The organism is Caballeronia sp. LZ032, assembly GCF_031451315.1.
Taxonomy (GTDB): domain Bacteria; phylum Pseudomonadota; class Gammaproteobacteria; order Burkholderiales; family Burkholderiaceae; genus Caballeronia.
Map to the genome: position 1 here is coordinate 3298014 of NZ_JARUXP010000001.1, position 24244 is coordinate 3322257.

Consider the following 24244-nt stretch of genomic DNA (forward strand, 5'->3'; position numbering starts at 1 on the left):
GACTACTCCGCAAGATACGGATAGATGTAGGCGTTCTGTGTGAAAGCCGATAGGTAGGAGCCCGCGATAGCATTCAAGACATCGGCGGAATCGAGATCCTTGATGTTTCCGACAGCCGTCGGCCCGACGCTGGACGCGGTGCCGTTGGCGGCCGAACGCTTCAAGGCGTCCAGAGCCGCATCTTTGGTTTGAGGGACCTGGATGGCAATGTCTTCGCCCACGCGGCTTTGCACGATCAAGTGCAGGTCCTGCTCGATCTCTTCGGGTAAACGGAACAGGTGGTAGCTGCCTACGCTCAAATGTTCGTCGTGCAATCGTCTGGCTGCTTCCAGCACACCGTGGTACTGGGCGAGCCGGGAAGTCTTCGAGAAGACGGGCTCCAGGAAGAGCCTGCTTGATGCCTCATAGAACGCCGTTGGCCACCATGCAAACTGAGCGCGCTCGCCCAGGAAGCCGACGAGCATCCTCATTTGCAGCAATGTCTGCAGGTAGGCTTCATCCATTTCATTTCTCGTAGGTTCGTTTGATCTGTTAGCGGGGCCGACGTGGGGCAGATCCGTAATTATTAACCACATTCCGCTCCCGCCGAGCAGCAGTTAACGGGCGCATCGCATAAAAGAATCGGCGCAGGCTCGTTTGAAGGGAGTGTCGAGGCGAATTTCCGTAGCTGACTTAGACGAGGCGTTCAACAAACGTGATGGTCTTGGAACCCGGGTCAGCGATGATCAGCACCGGGCCGTCGGTGACAAGGATGGCTTCGAGTCGCCGGCAAATCTGCCGCTGTCGGCCAGCACCGCATCAGTGACGTTCTCAGAAATGTTGCTCTCAGACGCGCGACAACCTCACGCACTATCGGAGTTCGTGTACGACTGGCCCGCTCCATTCCTTTAGCGCGATGGTGTATAGGTGCGACAGCAGAGCGAGTTCGAGTCGGACGGAGGTCGGGCTGACTTGGGCCAGGCGCTGATCGCGATAGCTGGCGAAGTCAGATGCGTGGAGACAGGTGATCGGGCGCTGGGCGAGTGGGTGGGACTGTAACTGGCGGATGCGGTTGCGTTCGGCCGTCGCGCCCCTCTTGGTTGGCGTGATTTTCTCATGGTATGTCGCCAGCGAGTCGGAAAGCGTGATGCCGGCGAGCGACCGGCGGTCACGGAATGTGCCTGCATTCATTTCGGACTGAACTTTGTTCGCCCATGCTTCGGCTTGAGTCTTGGTCTCGAAAGTTCGGGTTTGGCTTGGGTAGCCAGTGCGGCGAATGATGACCTTGTACTGACCCGGGCCACGTTTGTAGATTGATGCCATGCGCTTCTCCGAAATTAGATCTAGCGTCGCGGCAGCATGATGCGCGGTAACTGCAGCAAAAAACCGCAGAAAACAAAAAGCCCGCCGAAAAGGCGGGCTAAGTGCTTGATTCTTTGGTGGGGTGAGTGACTCGAACACTCGACCTACGGATTAAGAATCAGACTAATTTGCTGCGGGGGAAGCGGTCATGACGCCGGCAGCATGTGGAAACGTTCCATGTGCCCGAGGTCTCGAACGAATTGGTGGGTACGTGGGGGGGCAGGGAATCAAAGTTGGGGGCACTTTTGGGGGCATCTCCGGCCTCTCGGTTTGGTGGACGGTTACCTGTTTTGCGGTCGGGAGTTCGATCCTCGTTTTTCTGACAGAAGCGTCGAAAAGCCCACTGGAGCATCTTTGGGCGGGAGCGTATCTCAGGTCCGCTTGTTCCCGGAAACTGCGGCTTAGGCCGCGGAGTTCAACGCAGAGAGGCGCATAGCCTAGTGAGAATGGGCGACGACGGTTGCAGGCGATCCCATCTGTCGTCGCGATAGCTTTTCTGCGACGGCCGGCCGCAGTTGAACGGCCCACGTGACATCATTTCAAGGCTCAAACTTGATCTTCGCCTGCTCGAGCATCCATGCTTCAATCTTGTCATGCCACATACGTAGGAGATCGAGAGGGCGACGCCGATAGTGTTTCTCTGCAATTGCGGACGGCTTATGGCCTTGAATTTGAGCGACAACGCCCACCGGAACCTCCACCCACTCCGACAGCGTGCCGAATGATCGGCGCAGGCCATGCAGCGAAATGTGAGGCAAGCCTGTCGGCGCCAACGCTCGATTGTGCGCGTGACGCGGCTCGGCTATTCTCCCGTCGGACGCTGTTTTACTGGCGAACACCCACTCGGACGGCTTCCACTGTTCACCCCTTTCAGCGAGACGAGCGACTTGGCGCTTTTTTGGGGGCGTTTCGTTGAGACGCTGAAGATTCCGCAATAGGCTTGCCAAGTATGGGGTTAGCGGAATAGTTCGGCCGCCAGTGCCTTCAACTTTGTCGTTCATGGTCAAGCTGCGCCAGCGGAAGTCCACGTCTTCCCAACGCAGCGCGGCTAGCTCTTCTCGACGGGCGCCGGTAATCAAGAGGCCTTGAAGGTATGCGCTGATGACCGGATTGGCGATGCCACGTACCGCGCTGAACCAGACGGACAGCTGCTCGCGCTGAAGACAGTCGTCCTTTGCGACGCTCCGAGGCAGAATTCCTTTTACCTTGGGAGACGCGTAGGCGTCGGGGGCGACAATTCCAGCGAAGGTCTCGTGGGTGTCGCACCATCGAACAAAAGCCTTGAATAGACCAAACGCGTGAGCGGCATTCGTCGGCCCTCGGGATATCTCGACCTCGAGCCAGTCCGCCATGCAGGTTGCAGTGATTTCGGACAACTTGCGCGTCATCAGCGGTGCCAATGGACCGCGTACTTTTTCTTTGCCGCCTCGTTTGGCGATGCCGCCGCCCGGTGACGAAAGGTTGATGTGGTCGAGGATGTATCTCTCAGACCGAGGCCTTTTCGTTTTCGGAGAAATCTTCGTGCGAAGATGCTCGAGATAGTGTCCCCATGCTTCGACGACCGTCACATCGTGGCGGTGCTTGGCAGCCTGCCGAGCCTCATGCGCTGCCTTCTGCTCGGCCTGATGCTCTCGCGGATCAATGCCGCTGTCGATAAGCGTTTGGAGGTTTCGTGCTCGCTCCTGCGCATGGTCGATAGTCCAGCTCTTCGGATCGCCGATTCTGATCCGCACCGTCGAGCCATAAATCCTCCCTTGGAAGATGTAGGCCTTGGTGCCTCCCGCAGCGGCACGCAAACCCAGCCCTGGCGTCTTGCTATCCCAGAGGAACGACTGAGACTTACCTTCGGCGCAGCGATGCGCTTCCACGCGAGCCGCGGTGAAATTTACCTTCGCCACCTCACCCCCTTATTCTTAGCCGACAATCCCGTGTAACTGCTGTGTAACCGGATTATGCGGCAGAGGAGGTATGTTGATCAATATCGATTGGTAGCTGCGAGGCCGTATAATCGTTAAAATACAATGAGTTACAAAATTAGATCAATGTCGATATATCTCAAGAAATGTCGACTTGTTCGTATTCGCAATGCGAAGGTCGGGAGTTCGATCCTCCTCCTCCCAACCAACATTCCTTGTAAGTCCGATGAAGTCCCGAAACCCCGCAGCCAGCAAGGCTCGCGGGGTTTTTTGTTTCCATTGTCATCCGATTACATCGCGAGTCATCGGCGACCATTTTGGGGCTTTTGCGGGGGTAGCTTGTATCCGTCGCTAATGCTTGCCGGTTCTGTAGATACGTCGAGCAAAGACCTAGCGCGTTTCCTTATGAATCTCGTAGCCACCGTGGGGCTGCTTTCGCGTTGCTCTTTGGCGAAAGGAACCGCACGCAGCTGCGAACCAAGGTATCGCAAGCGCGATTAAAGGGTGCTGCGCTTGAGTTTCGGAGGGCAATGAATGCTGCGCCTGGGCAGGTTGCGAACAGATGAACCGACAGCGCCCAACTTGAATGTGAGAATGTTCAGTGCAGCGCCAGAAGCGAACGTCTGGCGAAGCGGCGCGCTTGGCCGATGTGCGTTTCAGCGTGGAAGAAGCGGCAGTGATGCCTTGCCAGAAAGCCGGCAGTCTCTGCGAGATGCGCAGGAAACGCTTGCGCTGAATCACTTACTTTGTATCAGGAACCCCACAGCGCTCTCGATGGCGATCGGAGGTGGCGATGACAATCGGCTCTGATGGCGCCAAAGACATCGGAGAGGGAGCAGTTAGACGCATGATGGGTCGCTTGGGTAAATGATGAGCGCTGAGAGCCTGAACGACATGCTTCAACAACCCGCGTCGCATTCATCTGCGCTGCAGTAGATGAGGGAACTGCAAAGCAAAGCGGGAAATTGCAGTGTGTCCGTTGGGCGAGCTTCTCGATGTTTGTCCCCGGCACGGTCATTGCGCCAGAACCCAGGCTTAAGGAGATCCCTCATGACACAAAGTGCTAACGACTCGCAAGAAAACCCCAAATCGCATCCGACCTCAAACGCGGAAAAGGACCCGGGAGACTGGACAACGGGCAACGAGCCTATGACCGGTGCTCAGGCGTCGTATCTGAAAACGCTTTGTGAAGAAGCAAAGGAACAGTTCGACGACACATTGAACAAAGCCGACGCCTCGCGGCGTATTGATGAACTTCAAAAGAAGACCGGACGAGGCAGCCAGTAGTTCGAACCCAACCAGATCCCCTCGCAGCTCATCTGCAGCAACCTGTCAGAGAAAATGCCTACCGTCGCGCCCAGAGCGCTCCAAGCGCGAAGGCCGCGACAGCGATGCAACCCAGGCTTATGACGGGATTCTCCTTGGTGACATGCCGAACGGTGCTAAGTGCCTCGCCGTAGGTCTGCTGCGCAGCGCCCGCAGCTTGCCGCGCAAGCCCTTCAACTTGAGTCGACGCGTCGTTTGTCGCATCTCCGAGGGCTGCCTGAGCTTTGCCCGCAGCTTTCTGAATCGTGCCTTCTGTTCTTTCAAACATTTTTTGTCCTCGCCAATGATTAGCTGATCGCTGGGTGGATGCAATCGGCCAGCGATCAACACTGCTGACCGTTACTTCTTTAGCGTGTCTCTTACCTTGTCCGCAGCCTTGCCGACACTCGCTTGCACCTTGCCTTCGGCCTTCTCTGCGGCACCCTTGGCTTCCGTCGTGCGATCGCCGGTCACTTTGCCAATGGCTTCCTTGATGGAACCCTTGACTTGCTTGGCTGCCCCATCGACACGGTGTTTGTCCATCATGTTCTCCTTGAAAAAAGGTCGGCGCATGGTCGGTCACTGCTTTCTCGACGCAAAGAGATGCTCATCACGTCTCATGCGGTCAGCATGCCATTGGCCAGGGGTCAACAACAGATTCGTTTGTACTAGCCTGAGTGATGCAAATGCATGCCGCCCGTCTTCGAGTCGTGGACCGTCTCGCCAATGCTCACAGTCGTTGCTGCCGAAGCCGCTGACGTATCAACGCTCCGACGCGAAATGTCCTCGCGATTGAGCCCAGACGATTGCCTCCGCGCGGCTATGCACGTCCAATTTGGCATAAATCGTCGAGACATGGTTGCGCACGGTGGCATGAGACAGTTCGAGTGCTTTGGCGATTTCCTTGTCCGACAAGCCACGACACAGATGTTTGAATACCTCGCATTCACGCGCAGTCAGGTCAGACAGGTGCGCTCCTGCGTCAGGAGCATTTGCTTTGCGGACGTTAGCCAGCTTCTCGATGAGCGTGCGGCTGAACCAGGAGGCATCTTGCATCACGGTCTCAATGGCCGAGACCAGTTCCATTTCGGAGCGCTTTCGATCAGTGATGTCCAGCAACGCAATCAATACGCAATCTGTTCCATGGATCGTGACAGGCTCTGCGGAGACAAGGCAATTGAGTATGTCGCCGCTCGCCGTTTCGATCTGGAATTCGACGTTCCGGATACTGCCCGTTTGCGCGAGCAGCTCCGTGATCTTGCTGTGAGCGTCATTCTTCCACAACGCTGTTTCATCAATTGGGCGGCCGACGATCTGTTCCGCGGTGAATCCAGTTGTTGTTGTGAACGCTTCATTGATGTCGAGGGTCATTCTTCCTTCCGACGAGTAGAGAACCGTCGGTACCGGATTCATGCGGAATGACCGCTCGAAACGTTCCTCGCTTTGTTTGAGCGCCGTCTCGGCGCGGCGACGAGGTTCGAGATCCATGAACGTAAACAACATGCAGGCTTCGTCGCCAATCTCGATTGGCTGACCGGCGACCACGACGAACTTCGTGGCGCCTTCCGGGAGCCGCAACACGGCTTCCATCTGGGGGACTGTCGCGCCTTGTCGAATGCGCTCGATGCCAAGGTCACGTCGCTCCGCACCCTCTAAAACATCAAGCTCAAGCACAGAGCGACCGACCACTTGTTCCCTGACGTAGCCTGTCATCTCGAGGAAGCCCTGATTCACTTTGATATAGCGTTGGTCTTGCAGCCGGCAGATGAGCGCGGGTGCGGGATTGGCATTGAACGTTCGCTCAAAACGTTGTTCGGCACTTGCCCAGTCACTGGCATCGTGCAAGATCAGAGCCAGACAGTCCGGCTCTTCGTCCGAATTGGTGAGCACGAGACTTCGAATTCGATGAACCCACTGCGAGTCGCTTGCGTTCGTGCGCTCGACCTCAACGACGACATCGCTGAATTCTTCGCCAGCAATCACGCGGTCGAGCGGGTAGCTTCCCGGGAGGACCGGATGATTGTTTCGATATCGCAGGCGAAAGCGCTCGCGGTATTCAGTCACATCGGTGCCTAGCTCGGCCAATTCCGTCACGCCGTGCATTTCCAGCGCTGCCTGATTCGCCCATACGATGGTCTGATCAGGCTCGACCAGGATGACACCTTCGGTCAAGCCACTGATGATCTGATGCAGTTGACGCCGGTCAGTCTGCTTGCGTAGGACCTTGTCGTCGGCTGCCGTCTGAGCGTCTTGATCTGCCCCATCCTTACGTTGATTCATTTTGCTTTCCCCTTCTTCTTATGCTTCGCTTGTCTGACACTTCGGTCGCTTCGACAGTCTTAGCATGAAAACCATCGCCTTCCAGAAGCAAATGCTTCATCTGTACTGATGCGGATGCACCATGGCGTCCTTTCGCTCGATCACTAAACTCTGCATCCAAGCGAATGACGTCTGGCGAGAACCCCTGCTGCGTTCTGTCTGCACCTTCGCAAGCGACGAGGAGTTAGCGAGGAGCGGATGAGCAAGCGGGCAAACAACGAAAGATGACTTCCTGATCATGCTCGTGGGTTTGCCCATCAATGGACAGTTCCTCGCATGCGGCGACCCGATGGTGCGCAAGGCTCTGGAGAAACTGGATCAGGGTTGACGACTAGCCCTGCCTGCCGCGAGGAGGCCCACATCGAGCGGCGTGCTCCATCGCCGCGTGTGGTCGGCTATCACGTAATTTTTAGGAGAATCAATGAAAACGTTTAATTCAACGTTCGCTGAAGAGCGCGGCCGCCTGCCGCACATTTCGTGGTCCGCCGCCTTCGTCGGCTTCGTGGTCGCTCTGATGACATACCTCTTTCTCGCGGTGATCGGCACAGCAATAGGCGCTGGCGCTTTCGATCCTCTCACCAACCGAAATCCGTTCAGCGGATTTGGCACTGCCGCGAGTATATGGGTAGGTGTGTCTACGTTGCTGGCGTTAGCGGTCGGAGGGTTCTTCGCGGGCCGCACCGCTCCTCAGCACGGTGCGCTTCACGGCATGCTGACATGGGCATTGACCACGCTAGCGACACTCTATTTCGTGTCAAGCGCGGCGAGCGGCGTCGTCGGTGCGGCTGCAGGCGTCGCCGGGCAAGGAATATCGTTAGCCGGTCAGGGGCTCGCTGCGGTGACGCCAACGGTCGCGTCGGGTGTCAAGGCAGTGCTTGACCAGAATGGCTTGACACCGCAAATGGGCGACCTCGAGAATAATCTGAAGACGCTGCTACAGGAGAGTGGGAAATCTGCTTTGTCGCCGACACAACTTGCTTCCGCCGCTAGCGCCGCAACGGCAGATGGCGCGTCGAGCGCGGAGAGGACGGCTGCCAACCCTCAGAGCGCATCGACAGACCTGCAGGAATTTCTCGACCGTCTTAAGCAGAAGGCACAGCCGGCAATGAACGCCGCGGATCGCGACGCGCTTGTCAATATCATCGTTGCTCACACAGGAAAGTCGCGGGTCGAAGCGCAGCAAATCGCGGACAACTACGAACAAACCTACAACCAAGCGATCGCAAAAATTCAATCTCTTAAGCAGGTCGGCGAACAAAAAGCGCGTGAGGCCGGGAACGCGGCGTCGGCGAGCGTGAGTCATGTCGCATGGGCGGCAGCACTCGTCCTGGTGTTGGGCGGAGCCATCTCGGCACTGTTCGGACTGCTGGGTCTGCGGTGGGTCCGCAAGAACGATCAACCTCCCCTACAGCGCGACCAGGCCGAGAGCGCCTGATATCGCAGCGTATCTGAGGCGTTGAGTTTTCCTTCTATGCGGCAAGTGTCTGACCGTTCAGATCGCAAACGATGAAGCAAATGTTCTACGTACTTGTTCTGATCGCCGCGCTTTGTGCGGCACTCGCATTCGCCAAGGGATGCATCAAGAGTGCCGCAGTCGGCGGCGTTGTCGGACACGTAGCAAGACACCATGGTGTGACAGGCGCCGCTTTGGGTTGCGCAGTCGGTCACCACAAAGCCGCCAAGGAAGCGAGGGCCGCTTCTGCCGCTGCCGCGTCGGCGCCATTGAGCTAATTGCAGCAGGCGCGCAGGTCTCGACGCTGAGTGACTGATCGAGAGGCTTCGAGCATGCGGAATCTGCAAAGCGGATTGGATGCGGCTCGTTGTGCGATTTGGGCTTTTGCGGACGCTAGCGGTGTCGAGCTGGATCATGCGACAGCCCTGCGCGGGGGAGCATCCTTTGCAGCACATGGTCCCTTCGAACGTGACGATGGAACAGCGCTGCGACGACAAGCAGTCCAATCAAAGCGAAGAGTACCCATGCGAGGATGCCGTGAACATGACCCATTGCGTGGCCGAATGTCGAGCCTGGTTCGCTCAGCGCTGGATAGGGCACCACGCTCAGCAAGCGGACTGCCCAACCTCCTGAGGATGCGTTGATCCAGCCGAGCAGCGGCACCAGCACTAGGGCGGTGTAGAGGAGAAAATGCGTTACGCGCGAGACGATGCTGAATAGCGGCGGCAGGTCATCTGGCGGGGGCCGATGCGTCAATCGCCAGATCACCAGGACCGCCATAAGGGTGACGAGCGTCGCGCCCACCCCAAGATGCCACGCGATCAGATTAACCGGCTGTGTGTCTTTGTGGACGTCCGGCATTGTCCAGCCGATCACAAATTGCATTGCGATCAACAGGACTGTTAGCCAGTGCATTGTGCGTGCGACAACGTCATATGCCGGACGCTGCAATGCGGGAGCCTTCGCCATTAATGCTCCTCAGGTTGCAAAGACTGCATGAACCGGTTGGATGCGCAGCCTGCCTATCTGAGGCTGATGGCCTGAGAAAAGCCTACGCGAATTCGCTGGATACTAGCGACGTTACCTTTAGGAAAAATGACGCCGGGAAGGGGGGGTTCCGATGCTCGACTCCTCGACTACGAATCCTGAAGGCTTGGCCTAACCCGCCAAGCCTTTCTCATTCCCATCTCTCCCCGCGCTAAACTCCCTCGCAACCCCACCGCGAGCGCCTCACCATGTCCTTCACCATCCGCGAAATCGATCACGTCGTGATCCGCTGCGCTGACCTCGACAACATGGTGACCTTCTACCGCACGGTGCTGAATTGTCCGATCGAGAAGGAGCAGCGCGACCTAGGCCTGATCCAGATGCGCGCAGGCCGTTCTCTGATCGACCTCCTGAGCGTCGGCGCAAAAATCGACCGACCCGACAGCGGCAACCCAGGCGCCGGCCGCAACATGGACCACCTCTGCCTCCGCGTCGAGCCCTTCGACGCCGAATCACTCCGCGCCCACCTGGAAAACCACAACGTGAAAATCGGCGAAGAAGCGCGCCGCTACGGCGCAGAAGGCTTCGGCCCTTCCCTCTACCTGTTCGACCCCGAAGGCAACATGATCGAACTCAAGGGACCGCCTGAAGCGTCAGCCGACAAACCGATCACCCCTTAAGCACGCTCCACCGCAGCTCAACCGCATCGGCCGTCTCGCTACCGAGCGAAGCCTCGCCATCCTGCATCATCAATTGCAGCCGCATCGTCCGTTCGGCCAGCTTGCCTAGCGCGTCGCCGACGCCTTCCTCGAGCGACCAGACCGTCACATTGCGCAATCGGTCGATCTTGCCCTTCACCCCTTGCCACCAGATGTCCGCCGTCCTTCCGGCATAGGCAATGACGATCACACGCCCCGAGCGGCCGCTCGCCTTGGCAATACGCCGTTCGTCCGGCTGCCCCACCTCGATCCACGTCTCGATCTGCCCCGTGAGATCCTTCTGCCAGAGATCGGGCTCATCGGTGTCGGAAAGGCCCTTGCAGAATTCCAATCGTTCGCTCGCGAAGAGCGCGAAGGCGGCAATGCGAACCATCATGCGTTCGTCCGTTTCGGACGGATGGCGCGCGATGGTCAGGGAGTGATCGCCGTAGTAGTGGCGATCCATGTCGGCAATCTGAAGCTCTGCCTTATAGATGGTGGATTTGAGAGCCATTCAGCGTCGGGCGCCGGCTGCTCGGCCGGCGAATCAGGTGAGCAAAAGCGGTCGGTGCGACGCACACGAGCACGCGCGACCGGTATTGTGCGGGGAATCCGAGGGAAATGGGAAGACGTGACGACGCACGCGCACCAAAAAGTCCGGCGCGTGAGAAAAGAAGAAGACTTAGGCTGAAATCCGAAGCAAAACACACCAACCGACGCGATTAGAAAATCGCGCCGGACAAATCAAATGCGATTGAAATACAGACCGGATTATTGATCGATGAAACGATCTGCCGTCCACATCCCTTGCGTATCGCTGTTCGACGCATTGACAAACTCGACGTCATGGCCGACGACGCGTAATACACGGAAGTGGGAATCGACTGGCGTCGAGATACATTCGAAGCCTTCGAAATACTGCTGCATCTTCTGATGCTCTCCGGCTTTCTGGTGCTGATCGGCCGAATCAAACTTGTCTTTCGACAAGCATCCATACGAATTAGGCCGGAAGGTGAATGTCTGCTGAGGCTGAACAACGCTGTCCTGGGCTTGCGCGGTGGACACGATGGCGAACAGGCCGACCATTGCAAAAAGAGCACTGGCGCGTTTCTGCATATATTTAGCCTCCGAACGACTAATCACTCGAAATTAGCTACGTATTTAAAAGCGGATGACCGCAAAAGTCATGCTAGTGGAGTAAGAAAAACTTGCAAGCACAACTTGTGTGCGTCCGCAACACGGCAGAATGTCGCGGCGTGGGTAAATCGCTTCGTCTAATCGCGGCAATTAACCGAAAAAACCTGAAAGGCGGCCAATCGGAAATGAAAGCTTTTGAACTGCGGCGTTAAGCCGCTGAAAACCGCCCGAAGTAATGAATATTGCACTGCACGATTTCGCGTGCGTTCGCGCGTCGACAGCCAAGCGCAACCGCATCGACCCGTCAAGCTGGCCAGGCGGCCTATTGCCACATTCGTGCGTTCATGGATAAATCGACGCTTCGACTTCAGGAGAAAGCAATGCCCCTTGCTCAATGGCTGCCGTTTGCAATCGCCTCCGCGATTCTCGTCGCGATCCCCGGGCCCACCGTGTTGCTGGTCGTCTCATACGCGCTAGGCCACGGGCGCAAGTTCGCGCTGGCGACCACGCTGGGCGTTGCCCTGGGCGATCTCACCGCGATGACCGCGTCGATGCTCGGACTCGGCGTGCTGCTCGCGGCCTCGGCCGAATTGTTCATGCTCGTCAAATGGATCGGCGCGGCCTATCTCGTTTATCTGGGCATAAAGCTGTGGCGAGCGCCGGTCATTGATACCGACGCCGCTCAACCCACCGACGAAGTGCGCATGGGCCGCATCATCGCGCACGCGTATGCCGTCACGACACTCAACCCGAAGAGCATCATCTTCTTCGTGGCGTTCGTGCCGCAATTCGTCGATCCGCATGTCGCGAGCGTGTCGCAGATTGCGATTCTGGAAGCCACCTTTGTCGGTCTGGCGGCAGCCAACGCGTTCGCGTACGCGCTGCTCGCTTCCGGCGCACGCAAGGCGATTCGCAAGCCATCCGTCCAGCGAGCCGTGAATCGCACCGGCGGAACGCTCCTGATGGGCGCGGGCATCTTCGCCGCGGCATGGAAGAAGGCAGCATGAGCCAGGCGGATAACTGGAGCACGATTGCGCGCCGCGCGTATTTCGGGTTGCTGGAAGACTGGAACCGCCAGGACGCTCCTGCGCTGGCGGCGCGCTTCACCGAACGCGGCAGCCTCGTCGGGTTCGACGGCAGTCAGGTTGATGGCCGCGCCTGCATCGAAGCACACCTGCGGTCCATCTTCGAACAACATCCAACGCCGCTTTTTGTCGCGAAAGTGCGCGAAGTGCGGCGCATGGCGAATGGGCAGACGCTGCTCGTGCGCGCGATCGCCGGCATGTGGCCGCGCGGCGGCACCGCGCTCGATCCGAAGCTGAACGCCATCCAGACCATGGTGCTGTCGCTCTGCGACGGCGCGTATCGGATCGAAATGTTCCAGAACACGCCCGCAGCGTTTCACGGGCGTCCGGAGGAGGGCGAAAGGCTCAGCGAAGAACTGCGCGGAGTCGGCAAGCCGCACGGACTGTGAGCTTACTTGCCTATACAAAAGCGGCTGAAGATCACGCCAAGCAGGTCATCGGAGCTGAACTCTCCGGTAATTGCGTTGAGCTTCTCCTGCCCTAACCGCAGCTCTTCGGCAAACAAATCGAGCACTTGCGACCGTTGATCGGCGTGTCCCGCAGCCAGCGCGAGATGTTCGCGAGCCTCGCGCAACGCGATCAGATGCCGCTCGCGTGCCAGATAGACACTCTCGGCGCCCGCCTGCCAGCCGGCGATCTTGAGCAATTCGTCGCGCAGCAGCGCGATGCCGTCGCCATTCTTCGCTGAGAGCTGCACGACGCGAATGTGGCCTTCGGCATCGTGCGCAGCGGCGGGCATGCCGGCCAGATCGGTCTTGTTCATGATCCGCACGACCGGCACGCCCTGCGGAAAGCGGGCGGCAATGTCGCGGTCCGCCACGCTCAACCCCTCGCGTGCGTCGAGCAGGTGCAGCACCACGTCGGCACGCTCGATCTCGCCCCACGTCCGCTCGATGCCAATCCGCTCCACCTCGTCCTGAGTTTCGCGCAAACCCGCTGTGTCGATGATATGCAGCGGAATGCCCTCGACCTGAATCGTCTGCGCCACTTTGTCGCGCGTGGTTCCGGCGATCGGCGTGACGATGGCGAGTTCCGCGCCGGCCAGCGCATTCAACAGCGACGATTTGCCGACATTCGGCTGTCCCGCCAGCACCACCGAAAGACCTTCGCGCAACAGCGCACCCTGGCGCGCGTCGGCCAGTACCGTGTCGAGTTGCTGACGGATGCGCGCAAGCTTGCCGCGCGCATCGGCGGCTTCAAGAAAATCGATTTCTTCCTCGGGAAAATCCAGCGTCGCCTCCACCAGCATCCGCAGATTGATCACGTCCTCGACGAGTGCATGAATCTCACGTGAAAACGCGCCTTCCAGCGACCGCCCGGCTGAACGCGCGGCCGCTTCAGTACTGGCTTCGATCAGGTCCGCGACGGCTTCGGCCTGGGCGAGATCGAGCTTGTCGTTCAGAAACGCGCGCCGGGTGAATTCGCCCGGCTCGGCCAGCCGAAGGCCGAACGCCCGGCCCACTTCGATCGCGCGCTGCAGCACCAGTTGCAGCACGATCGGCCCGCCGTGCCCCTGCAATTCGAGCACGTGCTCGCCCGTGTACGAGTGCGGCGCAGGGAAGTAAAGCGCGATGCCGCGATCGAGCGCCTCGCCGCCCGCATCCAGGAACGGCACGTAGCTCGCATGCCGCGGCGACAGCGTTTCGCCGCACAGCGCGAGCATCGCCTGCTGCGCCGCCGACGCCCCCGCTCGTCCTAACGACAGCCGCACCACTCCAATGCCGCCACGTCCGGGCGCGGTGGCGATTGCGACGATCGGATCGGTGTCGTTGCTCAACATGACGGCAGTCAAAACGGGGGATGAAGGGTGCGCGCATTGTATCGCGACGACAAATCCGGACCACTTGCCGTGTCAATAGGACGATTCTTGCGCTATCTTATTTGAGATACTCGACTGTATCGCTCCACCAGGCCGCACTGACGAGCGGATCGGCGTATAAGTCAACAATGAAAGGCATTGTTGATGAAATGATGTTGGCGACAAGCAGTAATTTGATCAACGTGAGCAAGATAAATGCGGATGAAACAAGCCATATATAGCGTAACTGGTTGACTTGTAGTCAGCGGATATTTCGCACAATTCGGTCATGCCTACACCACAAGAAAAGGCCGATTTTTCTGAGCGGCTGAAATTCTCGATGACCCGCGCACCTGAAAAGATGCGCGGCGCGACCGATCTCGCATTGCATTTCAATCTGCGTTACCGGGGCGAATCGGTTTCGCCTCAGACGGCGCACAAATGGTTGACCGCGCGGTCGATTCCAACCGCCGACAAGCTGAAGACGCTTTCGGAATGGTTCAAGGTCGATCAGCATTGGCTGCACTACGGCCCGCCGCCGAGCGGCAGTCCGAAGGGTCCGCCCAAGCCGCTGGCCCGTGACGAGAAATATCCGGCGTCGGGCGAGACGCTCGAGCTGGTGACCAAGATCGAGTCGCTGTCGCCGCATCATCGGTATTTGCTCGAAGAACTTATCGAGCAGTTCTATGGGTCGATGAAGCGGTGAGCTTCCGATCCCCTCTTTGGGCAAAGTTTTAAGAAATTAGGATAAATCCGGGGAGGGCTTTGGTCCGCTCGCTTCGCTTGCTGCACGCGGCTTCGAGTCCGATGGCACGGCTCCGGAGAAACGGTAGCCGCTTGGAATCGCTCAGTGCCTGATTGCTCGCGCGTCCGAGGTTTTGCGCGAACCTTTCGTCCATGAAACGCTATATCGACCTTCAGCTTTTTGCGCGGCGCATTGAACTGGCGCTTACCAAGGTGCAGCCCGAACTTCGGCGACTGCCGGCGTTCAAGCGACGGCCGTTCAACGTAAGCAGTGGAACGGATCTCGCGTATGTATGGCTGAGATTATTCGGCGTTGCGATCCGGCCGGCAACTGCACAAGCATGGATCAACGGGGAAAGTCTGCCGTCGCCGCAGAACTTTGAACTTCTGGTGAGGCTCGTCGGTAAATCCAAGGCGTGGCTCGTAGGTTGGGAGAATGAAGACCCCACTTCGCCGACGCAACTGGAAGCCGCACAGCCTCCCGCACCCTACGGAGCTCGCGAGCCCCGTGCGCAAGCGCTCGCGCTGATCGACGAAGCGCAGCAGGTCATCCGCACACTGCGCGCAATCGTGGACAAGCGTCTCTGATTCATCGCCAACAAGCCATCACCCAAATAAAAAACGCCCGGCAAGCCGGGCGTTCTCACATGCAATCGCGACAGCGCGCTTACGCCGCTTTCTTGCGGTTCTTGCCCATCATGCGCGTGATGTAGTACTGCTGGGCGATGGACAACACGTTGTTCACCACGTAGTACAGCACCAGGCCGGCGGGGAAGAAGAAGAACATGACCGAGAAGGCAATCGGCATGAACATCATCATCTTGGCCTGCACGGGATCCGGCGGCGTCGGGTTCAGCTTGGTCTGCACGAACATCGAGACGGCCATCAGCACCGGCAGGATGAAGTACGGGTCCTGCTGCGACAGATCGTGAATCCACAGAATCCACGGCGCGCCGCGCATTTCCACCGACGACAGCAGCACCCAGTACAGCGAGATGAACACCGGAATCTGGATCACGACCGGCAGACAGCCGCCGAACGGATTCACCTTCTCGGTCTTGTACAGCTCCATCAGCTGCGCATTCATCTTCTGCGGATCGCCCTTGAAGCGCTCGCGGATCTGCTGCATGCGCGGCGTGATTTCCTTCATGCGCGCCATCGACTTGTAGCTCGCCGCCGACAGCGGGAAGAACACCGCCTTGATGAGCAGCGTGAGCAGCACGATCGCCCAGCCCCAGTTGCCGACGTAGCTGTGGATCTTCTCCAGCAGCCAGAACAGCGGCTTGGCGATGATCGTCACCATGCCGTAGTCCTTCACCAGCTCGAGACCCGGCGCGATGCCTTCGAGCATGCGCTCTTCTTCCGGACCGGCGAAGAGGCGGGCATCGACGTTGACGCTCTGTCCCGGCGCGATCGTCTGCGCGGACAGCTTGACGCCGACGCGGTACAGATCCGGATCGATCTTCTCGACGTAGATGTCGCGCTTCACGCCCTGTTGCGGAATGAACGCCGACGCGAAGTAATGCTGGACCATCGCAATCCAGCCGTTGTCGGCGGAGTTGACGTAGTCCTGCTTCTTCTTGTCGATGTCGCTGAAGTCGATCTTCTGGAAGTGCTTCTGATCCGTATAGACCGCCGGCCCGATGAACGTGTGCGAGAAGCGCGGCGTTTCCACCGGCGTGTTGTCGCGCACCAGTTCCATGTACACGGCCGGCGAAACCGGCGTCGTGCCGACGTTCTCGATCTTCGTATCGACGTTGATCACATAGCTGCCGCGCGTGAACGTGTAGGTCTTGATGACCTTCACGCCGCCCTTCACCGGCGATTCGAACGCGATCTTCAGCGTCTTCTCGTCACCGGTCAGCGAGGTCTGGCCGGGAATCGGCGTGAAGACGTCGTTGTGGTTCGGGAAGTCGCCGCCGAGCAGGCCGGTGCGCGCCAGATAGGTGTGGTTCGCGGTGTGATCGAACAGGGTGATGTAGAGGTTCGGCTGCTTGCCGTCGCCTTCCTTCATCAGCGCCAGCTTCGAGAGCGTGCCGCCGCGCGTGTCGATTTCACCCGAGTACACGTCCGTCGAGAACTTGACGACCTGCGCCTGGGCCGTGGCGGGCGGCGTCGTCGTGCCGGGCGCGGCGCCGGCCGGTGCGTTCGGCAGTTCGGAGGGCTGTGCGCCCGGCGTCGCCGATCCGGGTGCGGGGTTGGCGGCGGTCTTGGCCGGCTGCGTCGCGCTCGGGAAGAACATCGACGGGCGCCCATGGTCCCGTTGCCAGTTGTCGAACAGCAAGACAACTGACACGAAGAAGATGACCCATAGGACGGTGCGTTTGATATCCATGCGTTGTCTCAGTGTCGATCGGAAAGCGCTTCAGCGCCGTTTAGTGTTGAAAGCTTGTTGCGCGCGGACGGGTCCGACGATGCGGAATCCGGTTGCGAAGCTGGCTTGTCGGGTTCGCCGACGTGCCCCGGAGGAGCCGGCACGAGATCGATGCCGCCGGCCGAGAAAGGATGGCAGCGGCAGAGCCGTTTAACGGCGAGATACGTGCCGTGCGCGGCGCCATGATACTGGATTGCTTCGCGTGCGTAGTCGGAACAGGAAGGATAAAAGCGGCAGCGGTTGCCGAGCAGGGGGCTCACAGCAAGCTTGTAGAAGCGCAACAACGCGAGGAGTGCCGTTTGCATAAGCTTCGCGCTGCGCGCCGGGTTCGTCACGGAGACGAACCCTGGCGCATCTGCGCTTCATGACCCGGGTGAACTGCTCGGGCCGGATGAATCGTCGACGGCGGGCGCCTTGGGCGGCTCCGTCACGGAATCGGCCGAACGGCGCGCTGCTTCGCGTACCGCACGGTCGAACAAGGCTTCCAGTTCCTGACCGATGAGCGCCCGAAGCGGCGGAGAACTCGCGCTCGGCATGGCCTTGCGGTCGATCTTCAAATGCAGCCGCACGAGAATGTCGAAGCCGCTCAGCTGTTCGCGCCGCAACCGGAACGCATCGCGCGCCAGCCGTTTGACCAGGTTGCGCGTGACGGCGCGCGGCGCCTGCTTCTTGCCGATGACTAGCCCGAGCCGTGCTGCATGACCCGTTGGCTTGCCGTACAGGACGAAGTGCGGCGAGCGTCGCCAGGGGCGCAAACGAAAAACGGATGAGAACTCATCCGTTTTCAGCAGCCTTGCGGCCTTGGGGAACGTGGCCTGCGCCGGCAACTGAACGATGTCCTGATTCAAGACTTCTGTGCGGCGCATGAGCGGCTCGTCGGCAGAAGCGCCGCGAGCGGCCATCTGCGGCAGTGCCAGCAGACTCAGACTGCCAGGCGCTTGCGGCCCTTCGCGCGACGAGCGTTGATGACCTTGCGGCCACCCGCGGTCTTCATGCGGACGCGGAAGCCATGGGTGCGCTTGCGGCGCGTCACGGAAGGTTGGTAAGTACGTTTCATGGTGCTCTCACTTGAGTTGATTGACCGCGCGGGCTTGGCTCCAGTGTGGTCACTGCAAGCGCGATGGCCGGAGGTTCAGGAATTCTGTTTTCGCGGAACCCGCTATTTAAACTGCTTTTCACTTGACCGTCAATAGGTTAGCAGCACGCGAGGCGCGCGCCGGCCGCTTTTTCATGCTTCCGGGACCCTGATGTGTCCCTGTGGATAACTCGCGCGCCAGTCTCTTTTGGCGTTAGAATCTCGCCTTACTCCCAAATATCCGCCTGCTGCTTCGGCTCGCTGTCCGCCCGCAAACCCTTGCGGCGTAAGGCTCCGGAGCACGTCTGCTCGGCTGTGCCGGGACTTGCCGTCAACGGACGAACGTTCGGCAAGCACGGCCGTCAGGTGCGCGGAGCAACCAAAACGACCGCATTCGATGAACGATTTCTGGGAACACTGTTCCGCACTGCTGGCCCGGGAACTGACGCCGCAGCAGTACGTCACGTGGATCAAGCCGCTGACCCCGGTCGAATTCGATGCCGATGCGCACATTTTGCGCATCGCCGCTCCCAATCGTTTCAAGCTCGACTGGGTGAAAAGCCAGTTCGCCGGACGCATCACCGACGTCGCGCGCGATTTCTTCAGCGCGCCCATCGACGTCCAGTTCGTCCTCGACCCGAAGGCCACCGCGCGCAACGCCATTGGCGGCGGTCCGAACGCCGCACCGCGGCCGAGCGCGCCCGCCGCGCCGCGCGCACCGGCGCCGGCCGCGGCCGTGCCGCCCGCGCCGTCGGTCGTCGCGCACGCCAACGCGGCCGCGCACATCAACGCGCTCGCTGCCGAAGCCGCCCAGCACGCCCAGGCAACGCCCGAAGATCCGGCCGACCTCGACCTTCCGAGCCTCGATGCCAACGAAGCCGCCGCGGGCCGTCGCACGTGGCGTCCGGGCGGCGCTCCGCCGGCCGGCGGTGAAAACGATTCCGCCTACGAGCGTTCGAAGCTCAATCCGGTGCTGACCTTCGACAACTTCGTGACCGGCAAGGCGAACCAGCTCGCGCGCGCGGCGGCCATCCAGGTCGCGGACAATCCCGGCATCTCGTACAACCCGCTGTTCCTGTATGGCGGCGTGGGTCTCGGCAAGACGCACTTGATCCACGCGATCGGCAACCAGTTGCTGATGGACAAGGCCGGCGCCCGGATCCGCTACATCCACGCGGAACAGTACGTTTCGGACGTCGTGAAGGCCTATCAGCGCAAGGCGTTCGATGACTTCAAGCGCTATTACCACTCGCTCGACCTGCTGCTGATCGACGATATTCAGTTCTTTTCCGGCAAGTCGCGCACCCAGGAAGAGTTCTTCTACGCGTTCGAGGCGCTGGTCGCCAACAAGGCGCAGGTCATCATCACGAGCGATACGTATCCGAAGGAAATCTCCGGCATCGACGATCGTCTGATCTCGCGCTTCGACTCCGGCCTGACGGTGGCAATCGAGCCGCCCGAGCTGGAAATGCGCGTCGCCATCTTGATGCGCAAGGCGCTGTCGGAAGGCGTGAGTTTGTCGGAGGACGTGGCGTTCTTCGTGGCCAAGCATCTGCGCTCGAACGTGCGCGAACTCGAAGGCGCGCTGCGCAAGATCCTCGCGTATTCGAAGTTCCATGGACGCGACATCACCATCGAACTGACCAAGGAAGCGCTGAAGGACCTGCTGACGGTACAGAACCGCCAGATCTCGGTGGAGAACATCCAGAAAACGGTGGCCGACTTCTACAACATCAAGGTCGCCGACATGTATTCGAAAAAAAGGCCGGCTAACATTGCCCGCCCGCGCCAGATCGCGATGTATCTCGCGAAGGAACTGACGCAGAAAAGCCTGCCCGAGATCGGCGAATTGTTCGGCGGCCGCGATCACACGACGGTGCTGCACGCCGTGCGCAAGATCGGGTCCGAGCGCAGCACCGACGCGCAGTTGAACCACGAACTGCACGTGCTCGAACAGACCTTGAAGGGCTAGCGGCCGACTGACGGAGCGCTGCGGGCGTACGCGTCAGATATTGCGTGCGCGGGCCTGTTTTTTGACGAAACGGCCCCCATTTTTAGGGAGCGCTGCCGTTTTGAGGCACAATACAGGTTTCGCCGCTCATGGCCTGGGCGGCTTGGCGCAAAGCTGTCGCGAGTGACCGGCGGGGGGCCGGCAACGCGGGTTACGAGGTTGTCCGTCGGTCAGGGTGGCATACCCAGTAGTGGCGAAACCGGCGGACGGGCCGATACATCAACGAAGGAACTCTATGCAACTGGTCAAGACCGAACGAGATAATCTTCTAAGGCCGCTGCAAACCGTGAGCGGAATCGTAGAACGCCGCCACACGTTGCCGATCCTCGCCAATCTGCTGATCACCAAGAACGGCGCCGACGTGTCGTTCCTTTCGACCGACCTCGAACTCCAGATCACGACCCGCGCCGACTTCGGCGTCGGCAGCGACCAGGTCGCCACCACGGTCGCCGCGCGCAAGCTGCTGGACATCCTGCGCGCCATGCCTTCCGGTGAAGTCGTGCTCGACCTTTCGGACAAGCGCCTGACCGTGCGCTCCGGCAAGAGCCGTTTCGCGCTGCAGACCCTCGCCGCCGACGAATTCCCGACCGTCAACCAGGCTACTGACTTCGGCGCGAGCCTTTCGGTTCCGCAGAAGACGTTCCGCCAGCTGCTCGGCATGGTCTATTTCGCGATGGCCCAGCAGGACATCCGCTACTACCTGAACGGCATGTTGCTGGTGGTGGATGGTGACCAGCTGATGGCGGTCGCAACGGACGGTCACCGTCTCGCGTTCTCGTCGATGAAGATCGAAGGTTCGTTCCCGCGCCAGGAAGTCATCATTCCGCGCAAGACCATTCTCGAACTCCAGCGCCTGCTGGAAGACATCGACGACGATCTGAAGATCGACATCGCCGCCACGCAGGTGAAGTTCAGCTTCGGCCAGGTGGAACTGGTGTCGAAGCTGGTCGAGGGCAAGTTCCCGGACTTCCAGCGCGTGATCCCGAAGTCGCACAAGAACACCTTCGAAATCGGCCGTGAAGAACTCCAGCGCTCGCTGCAGCGCGCGGCCATCCTGACCTCCGACAAGTTCAAGGGCGTGCGCTGTCTCGTCGAGCCGGGCCAGCTCAAGATCATGTCCACGAACGCCGACCAGGAAGAGGCGCAGGAAGAACTGGAGATCGCGTATCAGGGCGACACCGTCGACATCGGTTTCAACGTCACGTATCTGCTCGACGTGCTCGCGAACCTGAAGGTCGACACGCTGACGGTCAGCCTCGGCGACGCCAATTCCAGCGCGCTCATCACGATTCCCGAGAACGAGGAATTCAAGTACGTGGTGATGCCGATGCGCATCTGACCCGCGCATTCACGGTGAACACTCCAAGGGGCGGCGCGCCCCTTTGGCGTTTTTAATGGTGTTCAGAAAAGTTCGAGCGGTAACCCAGGCAGTGAAGCAGAACCGGAAAATTCCATGACTGAAAACACAAATTCGCAACCCGACAACACGCCCGACAACAGCTACGGCGCCTCGTCCATTCAGATCCTCGAGGGTCTGGAGGCGGTGCGCAAGCGGCCGGGCATGTATATCGGCGATACGTCGGATGGCACCGGTCTGCATCACCTCGTTTTCGAAGTGCTGGACAACTCCATCGACGAAGCGCTCGCCGGCTATTGCGACGACATTCACGTCGTGATCCATGCGGACAATTCGATTTCCGTGACCGACAACGGCCGCGGCGTGCCGACCGGCCTGAAGCGCGACGACAAGCACGATCCGAAGCGCAGCGCCGCCGAGATCGTCATGACGGAACTGCACGCGGGCGGCAAGTTCGACCAGAACAGCTACAAGGTGTCGGGCGGCCTGCACGGCGTGGGCGTGTCGTGCGTGAACGCGCTGTCCGAATGGCTGCGCCTCACGGTGCGCCGCGACGGCAAGAAGCACTTCATGGAGTTCGCGCGCGGCTTCGTGCAGAACCGCGAGATCGTCGAGGAAAACGGCGTGCAGTATTCGCCGATGCCGGTGGTCGGCGATACCGAGAACCGCGGCACCGAAGTGCATTTTCTCGCGGATGCGACCATCTTCGGCAATGTCGAGTTTCACTACGACATTCTCGCCAAGCGCATGCGCGAGCTTTCGTTCCTGAACAACGGCGTGCGCATCCGCTTGACGGATCAGCGCACGGGCAAGGAAGACGATTTCGCGTTCGGCGGCGGCGTGAAGGGCTTTGTCGAGTACATCAACAAGGCGAAGCAGGTGCTGCACCCGAACGTGTTTCATGCGGTGGGCGAGCGCGAAAACGTGACCGTCGAAGTGGCGATGCAGTGGAACGACAGCTTCAACGAAAGCGTGCTCTGCTTCACCAACAACATTCCGCAGCGCGACGGCGGCACGCACCTTACCGGCCTGCGCGCGGCGATGACGCGGGTCATCAACAAGTACATCGTCGATAACGAGATCGCCAAGAAGGCCAAGGTCGAGACGACCGGCGACGACATGCGCGAAGGTTTGTCGTGCGTGCTTTCGGTGAAGGTGCCCGAGCCGAAGTTCAGCTCGCAGACCAAGGACAAGCTGGTGTCGTCCGAAGTGCGCGCGCCGGTGGAGGAAGTCGTCGCGAAGGCGCTCGAGGACTATCTGCAGGAAACGCCGAACGACGCGAAGATCATCACGAGCAAGATCGTCGATGCCGCGCGTGCCCGCGATGCGGCCCGCAAGGCGCGCGAGATGACGCGCCGCAAGGGCGTGCTCGACGGCATCGGGCTGCCGGGCAAGCTGGCCGATTGCCAGGAGAAGGATCCGGCGAAGTCGGAGATTTATATCGTCGAGGGTGACTCGGCGGGCGGCTCGGCGAAGCAGGGACGTGACCGCAAGTTCCAGGCGATCCTGCCGTTGCGCGGCAAGGTGCTGAATGTCGAGAAGGCGCGCTTCGACAAGCTGATCTCTTCGGAGCAGATCGTGACGCTGGTGACGGCGCTTGGGTGCGGTATCGGCAAGGACGATTACAACCTGGACAAGCTGCGCTATCACCGCATCATCATCATGACCGATGCGGACGTGGACGGCGCGCACATCCGCACGCTGCTGCTGACTTTCTTCTACCGGCAGATGCCGGAGATCGTCGAGCGCGGGTTCATCTATATCGCGCAGCCGCCGCTGTACAAGATCAAGGCGGGCAAGGACGAGCGGTACATGAAGGACGCGCACGAGCTGAATCAGCACATGCTGAAGCTTGCCTTGCAGGGTTCGGAACTGATCCCGGCCGAAGGCGCCGATGCCATCGCAGGCGATGCGCTTGGGGAACTGGCGCGAGCTTATCTGCTGGCGCAGGCGGTGGTCGATCGGCTGAGCCGGATCTACGATTCGGCGTCGCTCGAGTCGGTGATGGATGGCGTCGTGATCGATCTGTCGTCGCAAGAGGCGGCGGAGGATTCGGCGAAGCGGCTGGAGGCGCGCTTGCGGGCGGATCCGTTGAAGCCGGAAGTCAGCGTCGAGACGGCCTACGATCAGGTGCGCGAGCTGCGGTCGCTGCATATCAAGCGGCGTCATCATGGGAATGTGAAGGTCTCGGTGATCGATGAAGACCTTCAGTTGACGGCGGACTACAAGCAGCTCGTGTCGACGGCGGATACGTTCAAGGGCTTGATCGGCGAGGGTGCGTTGATCAAGCGCGGTGAGCGGTCGATGGCTGTGACGGACTTCAAGAGCGCGATGAAGTGGTTGATCGCGGATGCTGAAAGGAATGTTTCGAAGCAGCGGTATAAGGGGCTCGGTGAGATGAACCCCGAGCAGCTGTGGGAAACGACGATGGATCCGAATGTGCGGCGGTTGTTGCGCGTGCAGATCGAGGATGCGATCGCCGCGGACGGGATCTTTACCACGCTCATGGGGGATGATGTGGAGCCGCGCCGGGCTTTCATCGAGAGCAATGCGTTGAGGGCGGGGAATATTGATGTTTGAGGGGTAGTGTAGCGGGAACCATAAGCTGAGATGTTGGGAAGCATCTACCGAGATATTTATGGAT

General features: G+C 59.8%; 25 protein-coding genes. 11 read left to right on the forward strand and 14 right to left on the reverse strand.

Annotation, left to right across the window (positions count from 1 at the left end):
* Positions 1-2: 2 nt before the first annotated feature.
* From QCE69_RS15455 to QCE69_RS15465, 3 genes are all read right to left on the reverse strand, one after another.
* Positions 3-503, reverse strand: coding sequence for a BrxE family protein (locus QCE69_RS15455; protein WP_309931464.1), 501 nt, complete (start codon positions 501-503; stop codon positions 3-5).
* A 346-nt stretch (positions 504-849) separates the two neighbouring features.
* Positions 850-1302, reverse strand: a complete 453-nt coding sequence (locus tag QCE69_RS15460) for a hypothetical protein (RefSeq protein ID WP_309931466.1) — start codon at positions 1300-1302, stop codon at positions 850-852.
* Between the two features lie 578 nt (positions 1303-1880).
* The gene (locus tag QCE69_RS15465) at positions 1881-3239 is read right to left on the reverse strand and encodes an integrase family protein (RefSeq protein WP_309931468.1); all 1359 of its coding nucleotides are present in this window, start codon (positions 3237-3239) and stop codon (positions 1881-1883) included.
* 1068 nt (positions 3240-4307) lie between these two features.
* On the opposite strand from QCE69_RS15465, the gene QCE69_RS15470 reads away from it, so the two are divergent.
* Positions 4308-4544 (forward strand): DUF3072 domain-containing protein, encoded by a 237-nt coding sequence (locus QCE69_RS15470; protein ID WP_309931471.1) that lies wholly within the window; start codon positions 4308-4310, stop codon positions 4542-4544.
* A gap of 58 nt (positions 4545-4602) precedes the next feature.
* Here QCE69_RS15470 and QCE69_RS15475 read toward each other — a convergent pair whose 3' ends face one another.
* From QCE69_RS15475 to QCE69_RS15485, 3 genes are all read right to left on the reverse strand, one after another.
* Positions 4603-4851, reverse strand: coding sequence for a CsbD family protein (locus tag QCE69_RS15475; protein WP_309919480.1), 249 nt, complete (start codon positions 4849-4851; stop codon positions 4603-4605).
* A gap of 71 nt (positions 4852-4922) precedes the next feature.
* Positions 4923-5105, reverse strand: coding sequence for a CsbD family protein (locus QCE69_RS15480; RefSeq protein ID WP_309931665.1), 183 nt, complete (start codon positions 5103-5105; stop codon positions 4923-4925).
* A 219-nt stretch (positions 5106-5324) separates the two neighbouring features.
* Positions 5325-6842, reverse strand: a complete 1518-nt coding sequence (locus QCE69_RS15485; protein ID WP_309931472.1) for a PAS domain S-box protein — start codon at positions 6840-6842, stop codon at positions 5325-5327.
* Between the two features lie 460 nt (positions 6843-7302).
* On the opposite strand from QCE69_RS15485, the gene QCE69_RS15490 reads away from it, so the two are divergent.
* A complete protein-coding gene (locus QCE69_RS15490) occupies positions 7303-8316 on the forward strand; it encodes a hypothetical protein (protein ID WP_309931474.1) in 1014 nt (337 codons plus the stop codon).
* Positions 8317-8387: 71 nt separating this feature from the next.
* Complete coding sequence (locus QCE69_RS15495) at positions 8388-8612, forward strand: hypothetical protein (protein ID WP_309931477.1); 225 nt, start codon at positions 8388-8390, stop codon at positions 8610-8612.
* A gap of 115 nt (positions 8613-8727) precedes the next feature.
* Here QCE69_RS15495 and QCE69_RS15500 read toward each other — a convergent pair whose 3' ends face one another.
* Complete coding sequence (locus tag QCE69_RS15500; protein WP_309931479.1) at positions 8728-9303, reverse strand: cytochrome b/b6 domain-containing protein; 576 nt, start codon at positions 9301-9303, stop codon at positions 8728-8730.
* Positions 9304-9569: 266 nt separating this feature from the next.
* Here QCE69_RS15500 and QCE69_RS15505 point away from each other — a divergent pair, with 266 nt between their 5' ends.
* Positions 9570-10001 carry a VOC family protein gene (locus QCE69_RS15505; protein ID WP_309931480.1) on the forward strand — a complete coding sequence of 144 codons (432 nt, stop codon included), beginning with the start codon at positions 9570-9572 and terminating at the stop codon, positions 9999-10001.
* Here QCE69_RS15505 and QCE69_RS15510 read toward each other — a convergent pair.
* Positions 9991-10533, reverse strand: a complete 543-nt coding sequence (locus QCE69_RS15510) for a YaeQ family protein (protein WP_309811187.1) — start codon at positions 10531-10533, stop codon at positions 9991-9993. The genes QCE69_RS15505 and QCE69_RS15510 overlap by 11 nt on opposite strands.
* Before the next feature lie 257 nt (positions 10534-10790).
* A complete protein-coding gene (gene sap1 / locus QCE69_RS15515; RefSeq protein ID WP_309811190.1) occupies positions 10791-11135 on the reverse strand; it encodes a surface attachment protein Sap1 in 345 nt (114 codons plus the stop codon).
* A gap of 401 nt (positions 11136-11536) precedes the next feature.
* Between sap1 and QCE69_RS15520 the strand changes: the two genes are divergently transcribed.
* The gene (locus QCE69_RS15520) at positions 11537-12163 is read left to right on the forward strand and encodes a LysE family translocator (RefSeq protein ID WP_309931482.1); all 627 of its coding nucleotides are present in this window, start codon (positions 11537-11539) and stop codon (positions 12161-12163) included.
* Positions 12160-12630, forward strand: a complete 471-nt coding sequence (locus tag QCE69_RS15525; RefSeq protein WP_309931483.1) for an SgcJ/EcaC family oxidoreductase — start codon at positions 12160-12162, stop codon at positions 12628-12630. Before QCE69_RS15520 ends, QCE69_RS15525 begins: the two co-directional genes overlap by 4 nt.
* A 2-nt stretch (positions 12631-12632) precedes the next feature.
* Here QCE69_RS15525 and mnmE read toward each other — a convergent pair whose 3' ends face one another.
* Positions 12633-14021: a tRNA uridine-5-carboxymethylaminomethyl(34) synthesis GTPase MnmE gene (gene mnmE, locus QCE69_RS15530; RefSeq protein ID WP_309919502.1), complete on the reverse strand. Its 1389-nt coding sequence runs from the start codon at positions 14019-14021 to the stop codon at positions 12633-12635.
* Between the two features lie 307 nt (positions 14022-14328).
* On the opposite strand from mnmE, the gene QCE69_RS15535 reads away from it, so the two are divergent.
* Together QCE69_RS15535 and QCE69_RS15540 are read left to right on the forward strand one after the other, a co-directional pair.
* On the forward strand, positions 14329-14745 hold the full coding sequence (locus QCE69_RS15535) for a transcriptional regulator (RefSeq protein WP_309931484.1): 417 nt from the start codon (positions 14329-14331) through the stop codon (positions 14743-14745).
* A gap of 191 nt (positions 14746-14936) precedes the next feature.
* Positions 14937-15371, forward strand: coding sequence for a hypothetical protein (locus tag QCE69_RS15540; RefSeq protein WP_309931485.1), 435 nt, complete (start codon positions 14937-14939; stop codon positions 15369-15371).
* 79 nt (positions 15372-15450) lie between these two features.
* Here QCE69_RS15540 and yidC read toward each other — a convergent pair whose 3' ends face one another.
* The 4 genes from yidC to rpmH are packed head-to-tail and all read right to left on the reverse strand — an operon-like array spanning position 15451 to position 18214.
* Positions 15451-17118 (reverse strand): membrane protein insertase YidC, encoded by a 1668-nt coding sequence (yidC, locus tag QCE69_RS15545; protein ID WP_309931487.1) that lies wholly within the window; start codon positions 17116-17118, stop codon positions 15451-15453.
* Between the two features lie 8 nt (positions 17119-17126).
* Positions 17127-17462: a membrane protein insertion efficiency factor YidD gene (gene yidD / locus QCE69_RS15550; protein WP_309811770.1), complete on the reverse strand. Its 336-nt coding sequence runs from the start codon at positions 17460-17462 to the stop codon at positions 17127-17129.
* A 57-nt stretch (positions 17463-17519) separates the two neighbouring features.
* A complete protein-coding gene (gene rnpA / locus QCE69_RS15555; RefSeq protein WP_309912839.1) occupies positions 17520-18023 on the reverse strand; it encodes a ribonuclease P protein component in 504 nt (167 codons plus the stop codon).
* A 56-nt stretch (positions 18024-18079) separates the two neighbouring features.
* Positions 18080-18214: a 50S ribosomal protein L34 gene (gene rpmH / locus QCE69_RS15560; protein WP_006998755.1), complete on the reverse strand. Its 135-nt coding sequence runs from the start codon at positions 18212-18214 to the stop codon at positions 18080-18082.
* A 415-nt stretch (positions 18215-18629) separates the two neighbouring features.
* Between rpmH and dnaA the strand changes: the two genes are divergently transcribed.
* The 3 genes from dnaA (at position 18630) to gyrB (ending at position 24180) form a co-directional block, all read left to right on the forward strand.
* Positions 18630-20204 carry a chromosomal replication initiator protein DnaA gene (gene dnaA / locus QCE69_RS15565; protein ID WP_309912842.1) on the forward strand — a complete coding sequence of 525 codons (1575 nt, stop codon included), beginning with the start codon at positions 18630-18632 and terminating at the stop codon, positions 20202-20204.
* A gap of 274 nt (positions 20205-20478) precedes the next feature.
* Entirely contained in the window at positions 20479-21582 is a 1104-nt protein-coding gene (gene dnaN, locus QCE69_RS15570) for a DNA polymerase III subunit beta (protein WP_309811212.1), read from the forward strand.
* 114 nt (positions 21583-21696) lie between these two features.
* Positions 21697-24180 carry a DNA topoisomerase (ATP-hydrolyzing) subunit B gene (gene gyrB, locus QCE69_RS15575; protein WP_309931489.1) on the forward strand — a complete coding sequence of 828 codons (2484 nt, stop codon included), beginning with the start codon at positions 21697-21699 and terminating at the stop codon, positions 24178-24180.
* The last annotated feature ends 64 nt before the right edge of the window (positions 24181-24244 follow it).

What these genes read in the sequence shown, in the direction of transcription:
- QCE69_RS15455 (WP_309931464.1), bottom strand. Translation starts at nt 503, where the DNA reads ATGGATGAAGCCTACCTGCAGACATTGCTGCAAATGAGGATGCTCGTC.
- QCE69_RS15460 (WP_309931466.1), bottom strand. Translation starts at nt 1,302, where the DNA reads ATGGCATCAATCTACAAACGTGGCCCGGGTCAGTACAAGGTCATCATT.
- QCE69_RS15470 (WP_309931471.1), top strand. Translation starts at nt 4,308, where the DNA reads ATGACACAAAGTGCTAACGACTCGCAAGAAAACCCCAAATCGCATCCG.
- QCE69_RS15475 (WP_309919480.1), bottom strand. Translation starts at nt 4,851, where the DNA reads ATGTTTGAAAGAACAGAAGGCACGATTCAGAAAGCTGCGGGCAAAGCT.
- QCE69_RS15480 (WP_309931665.1), bottom strand. Translation starts at nt 5,105, where the DNA reads ATGGACAAACACCGTGTCGATGGGGCAGCCAAGCAAGTCAAGGGTTCC.
- QCE69_RS15485 (WP_309931472.1), bottom strand. Translation starts at nt 6,842, where the DNA reads ATGAATCAACGTAAGGATGGGGCAGATCAAGACGCTCAGACGGCAGCC.
- QCE69_RS15490 (WP_309931474.1), top strand. Translation starts at nt 7,303, where the DNA reads ATGAAAACGTTTAATTCAACGTTCGCTGAAGAGCGCGGCCGCCTGCCG.
- QCE69_RS15495 (WP_309931477.1), top strand. Translation starts at nt 8,388, where the DNA reads ATGAAGCAAATGTTCTACGTACTTGTTCTGATCGCCGCGCTTTGTGCG.
- QCE69_RS15500 (WP_309931479.1), bottom strand. Translation starts at nt 9,303, where the DNA reads ATGGCGAAGGCTCCCGCATTGCAGCGTCCGGCATATGACGTTGTCGCA.
- QCE69_RS15505 (WP_309931480.1), top strand. Translation starts at nt 9,570, where the DNA reads ATGTCCTTCACCATCCGCGAAATCGATCACGTCGTGATCCGCTGCGCT.
- QCE69_RS15510 (WP_309811187.1), bottom strand. Translation starts at nt 10,533, where the DNA reads ATGGCTCTCAAATCCACCATCTATAAGGCAGAGCTTCAGATTGCCGAC.
- sap1 (WP_309811190.1), bottom strand. Translation starts at nt 11,135, where the DNA reads ATGCAGAAACGCGCCAGTGCTCTTTTTGCAATGGTCGGCCTGTTCGCC.
- QCE69_RS15520 (WP_309931482.1), top strand. Translation starts at nt 11,537, where the DNA reads ATGCCCCTTGCTCAATGGCTGCCGTTTGCAATCGCCTCCGCGATTCTC.
- QCE69_RS15525 (WP_309931483.1), top strand. Translation starts at nt 12,160, where the DNA reads ATGAGCCAGGCGGATAACTGGAGCACGATTGCGCGCCGCGCGTATTTC.
- mnmE (WP_309919502.1), bottom strand. Translation starts at nt 14,021, where the DNA reads ATGTTGAGCAACGACACCGATCCGATCGTCGCAATCGCCACCGCGCCC.
- QCE69_RS15535 (WP_309931484.1), top strand. Translation starts at nt 14,329, where the DNA reads ATGCCTACACCACAAGAAAAGGCCGATTTTTCTGAGCGGCTGAAATTC.
- QCE69_RS15540 (WP_309931485.1), top strand. Translation starts at nt 14,937, where the DNA reads ATGAAACGCTATATCGACCTTCAGCTTTTTGCGCGGCGCATTGAACTG.
- yidC (WP_309931487.1), bottom strand. Translation starts at nt 17,118, where the DNA reads ATGGATATCAAACGCACCGTCCTATGGGTCATCTTCTTCGTGTCAGTT.
- yidD (WP_309811770.1), bottom strand. Translation starts at nt 17,462, where the DNA reads ATGCAAACGGCACTCCTCGCGTTGTTGCGCTTCTACAAGCTTGCTGTG.
- rnpA (WP_309912839.1), bottom strand. Translation starts at nt 18,023, where the DNA reads ATGCGCCGCACAGAAGTCTTGAATCAGGACATCGTTCAGTTGCCGGCG.
- rpmH (WP_006998755.1), bottom strand. Translation starts at nt 18,214, where the DNA reads ATGAAACGTACTTACCAACCTTCCGTGACGCGCCGCAAGCGCACCCAT.
- dnaA (WP_309912842.1), top strand. Translation starts at nt 18,630, where the DNA reads ATGAACGATTTCTGGGAACACTGTTCCGCACTGCTGGCCCGGGAACTG.
- dnaN (WP_309811212.1), top strand. Translation starts at nt 20,479, where the DNA reads ATGCAACTGGTCAAGACCGAACGAGATAATCTTCTAAGGCCGCTGCAA.
- gyrB (WP_309931489.1), top strand. Translation starts at nt 21,697, where the DNA reads ATGACTGAAAACACAAATTCGCAACCCGACAACACGCCCGACAACAGC.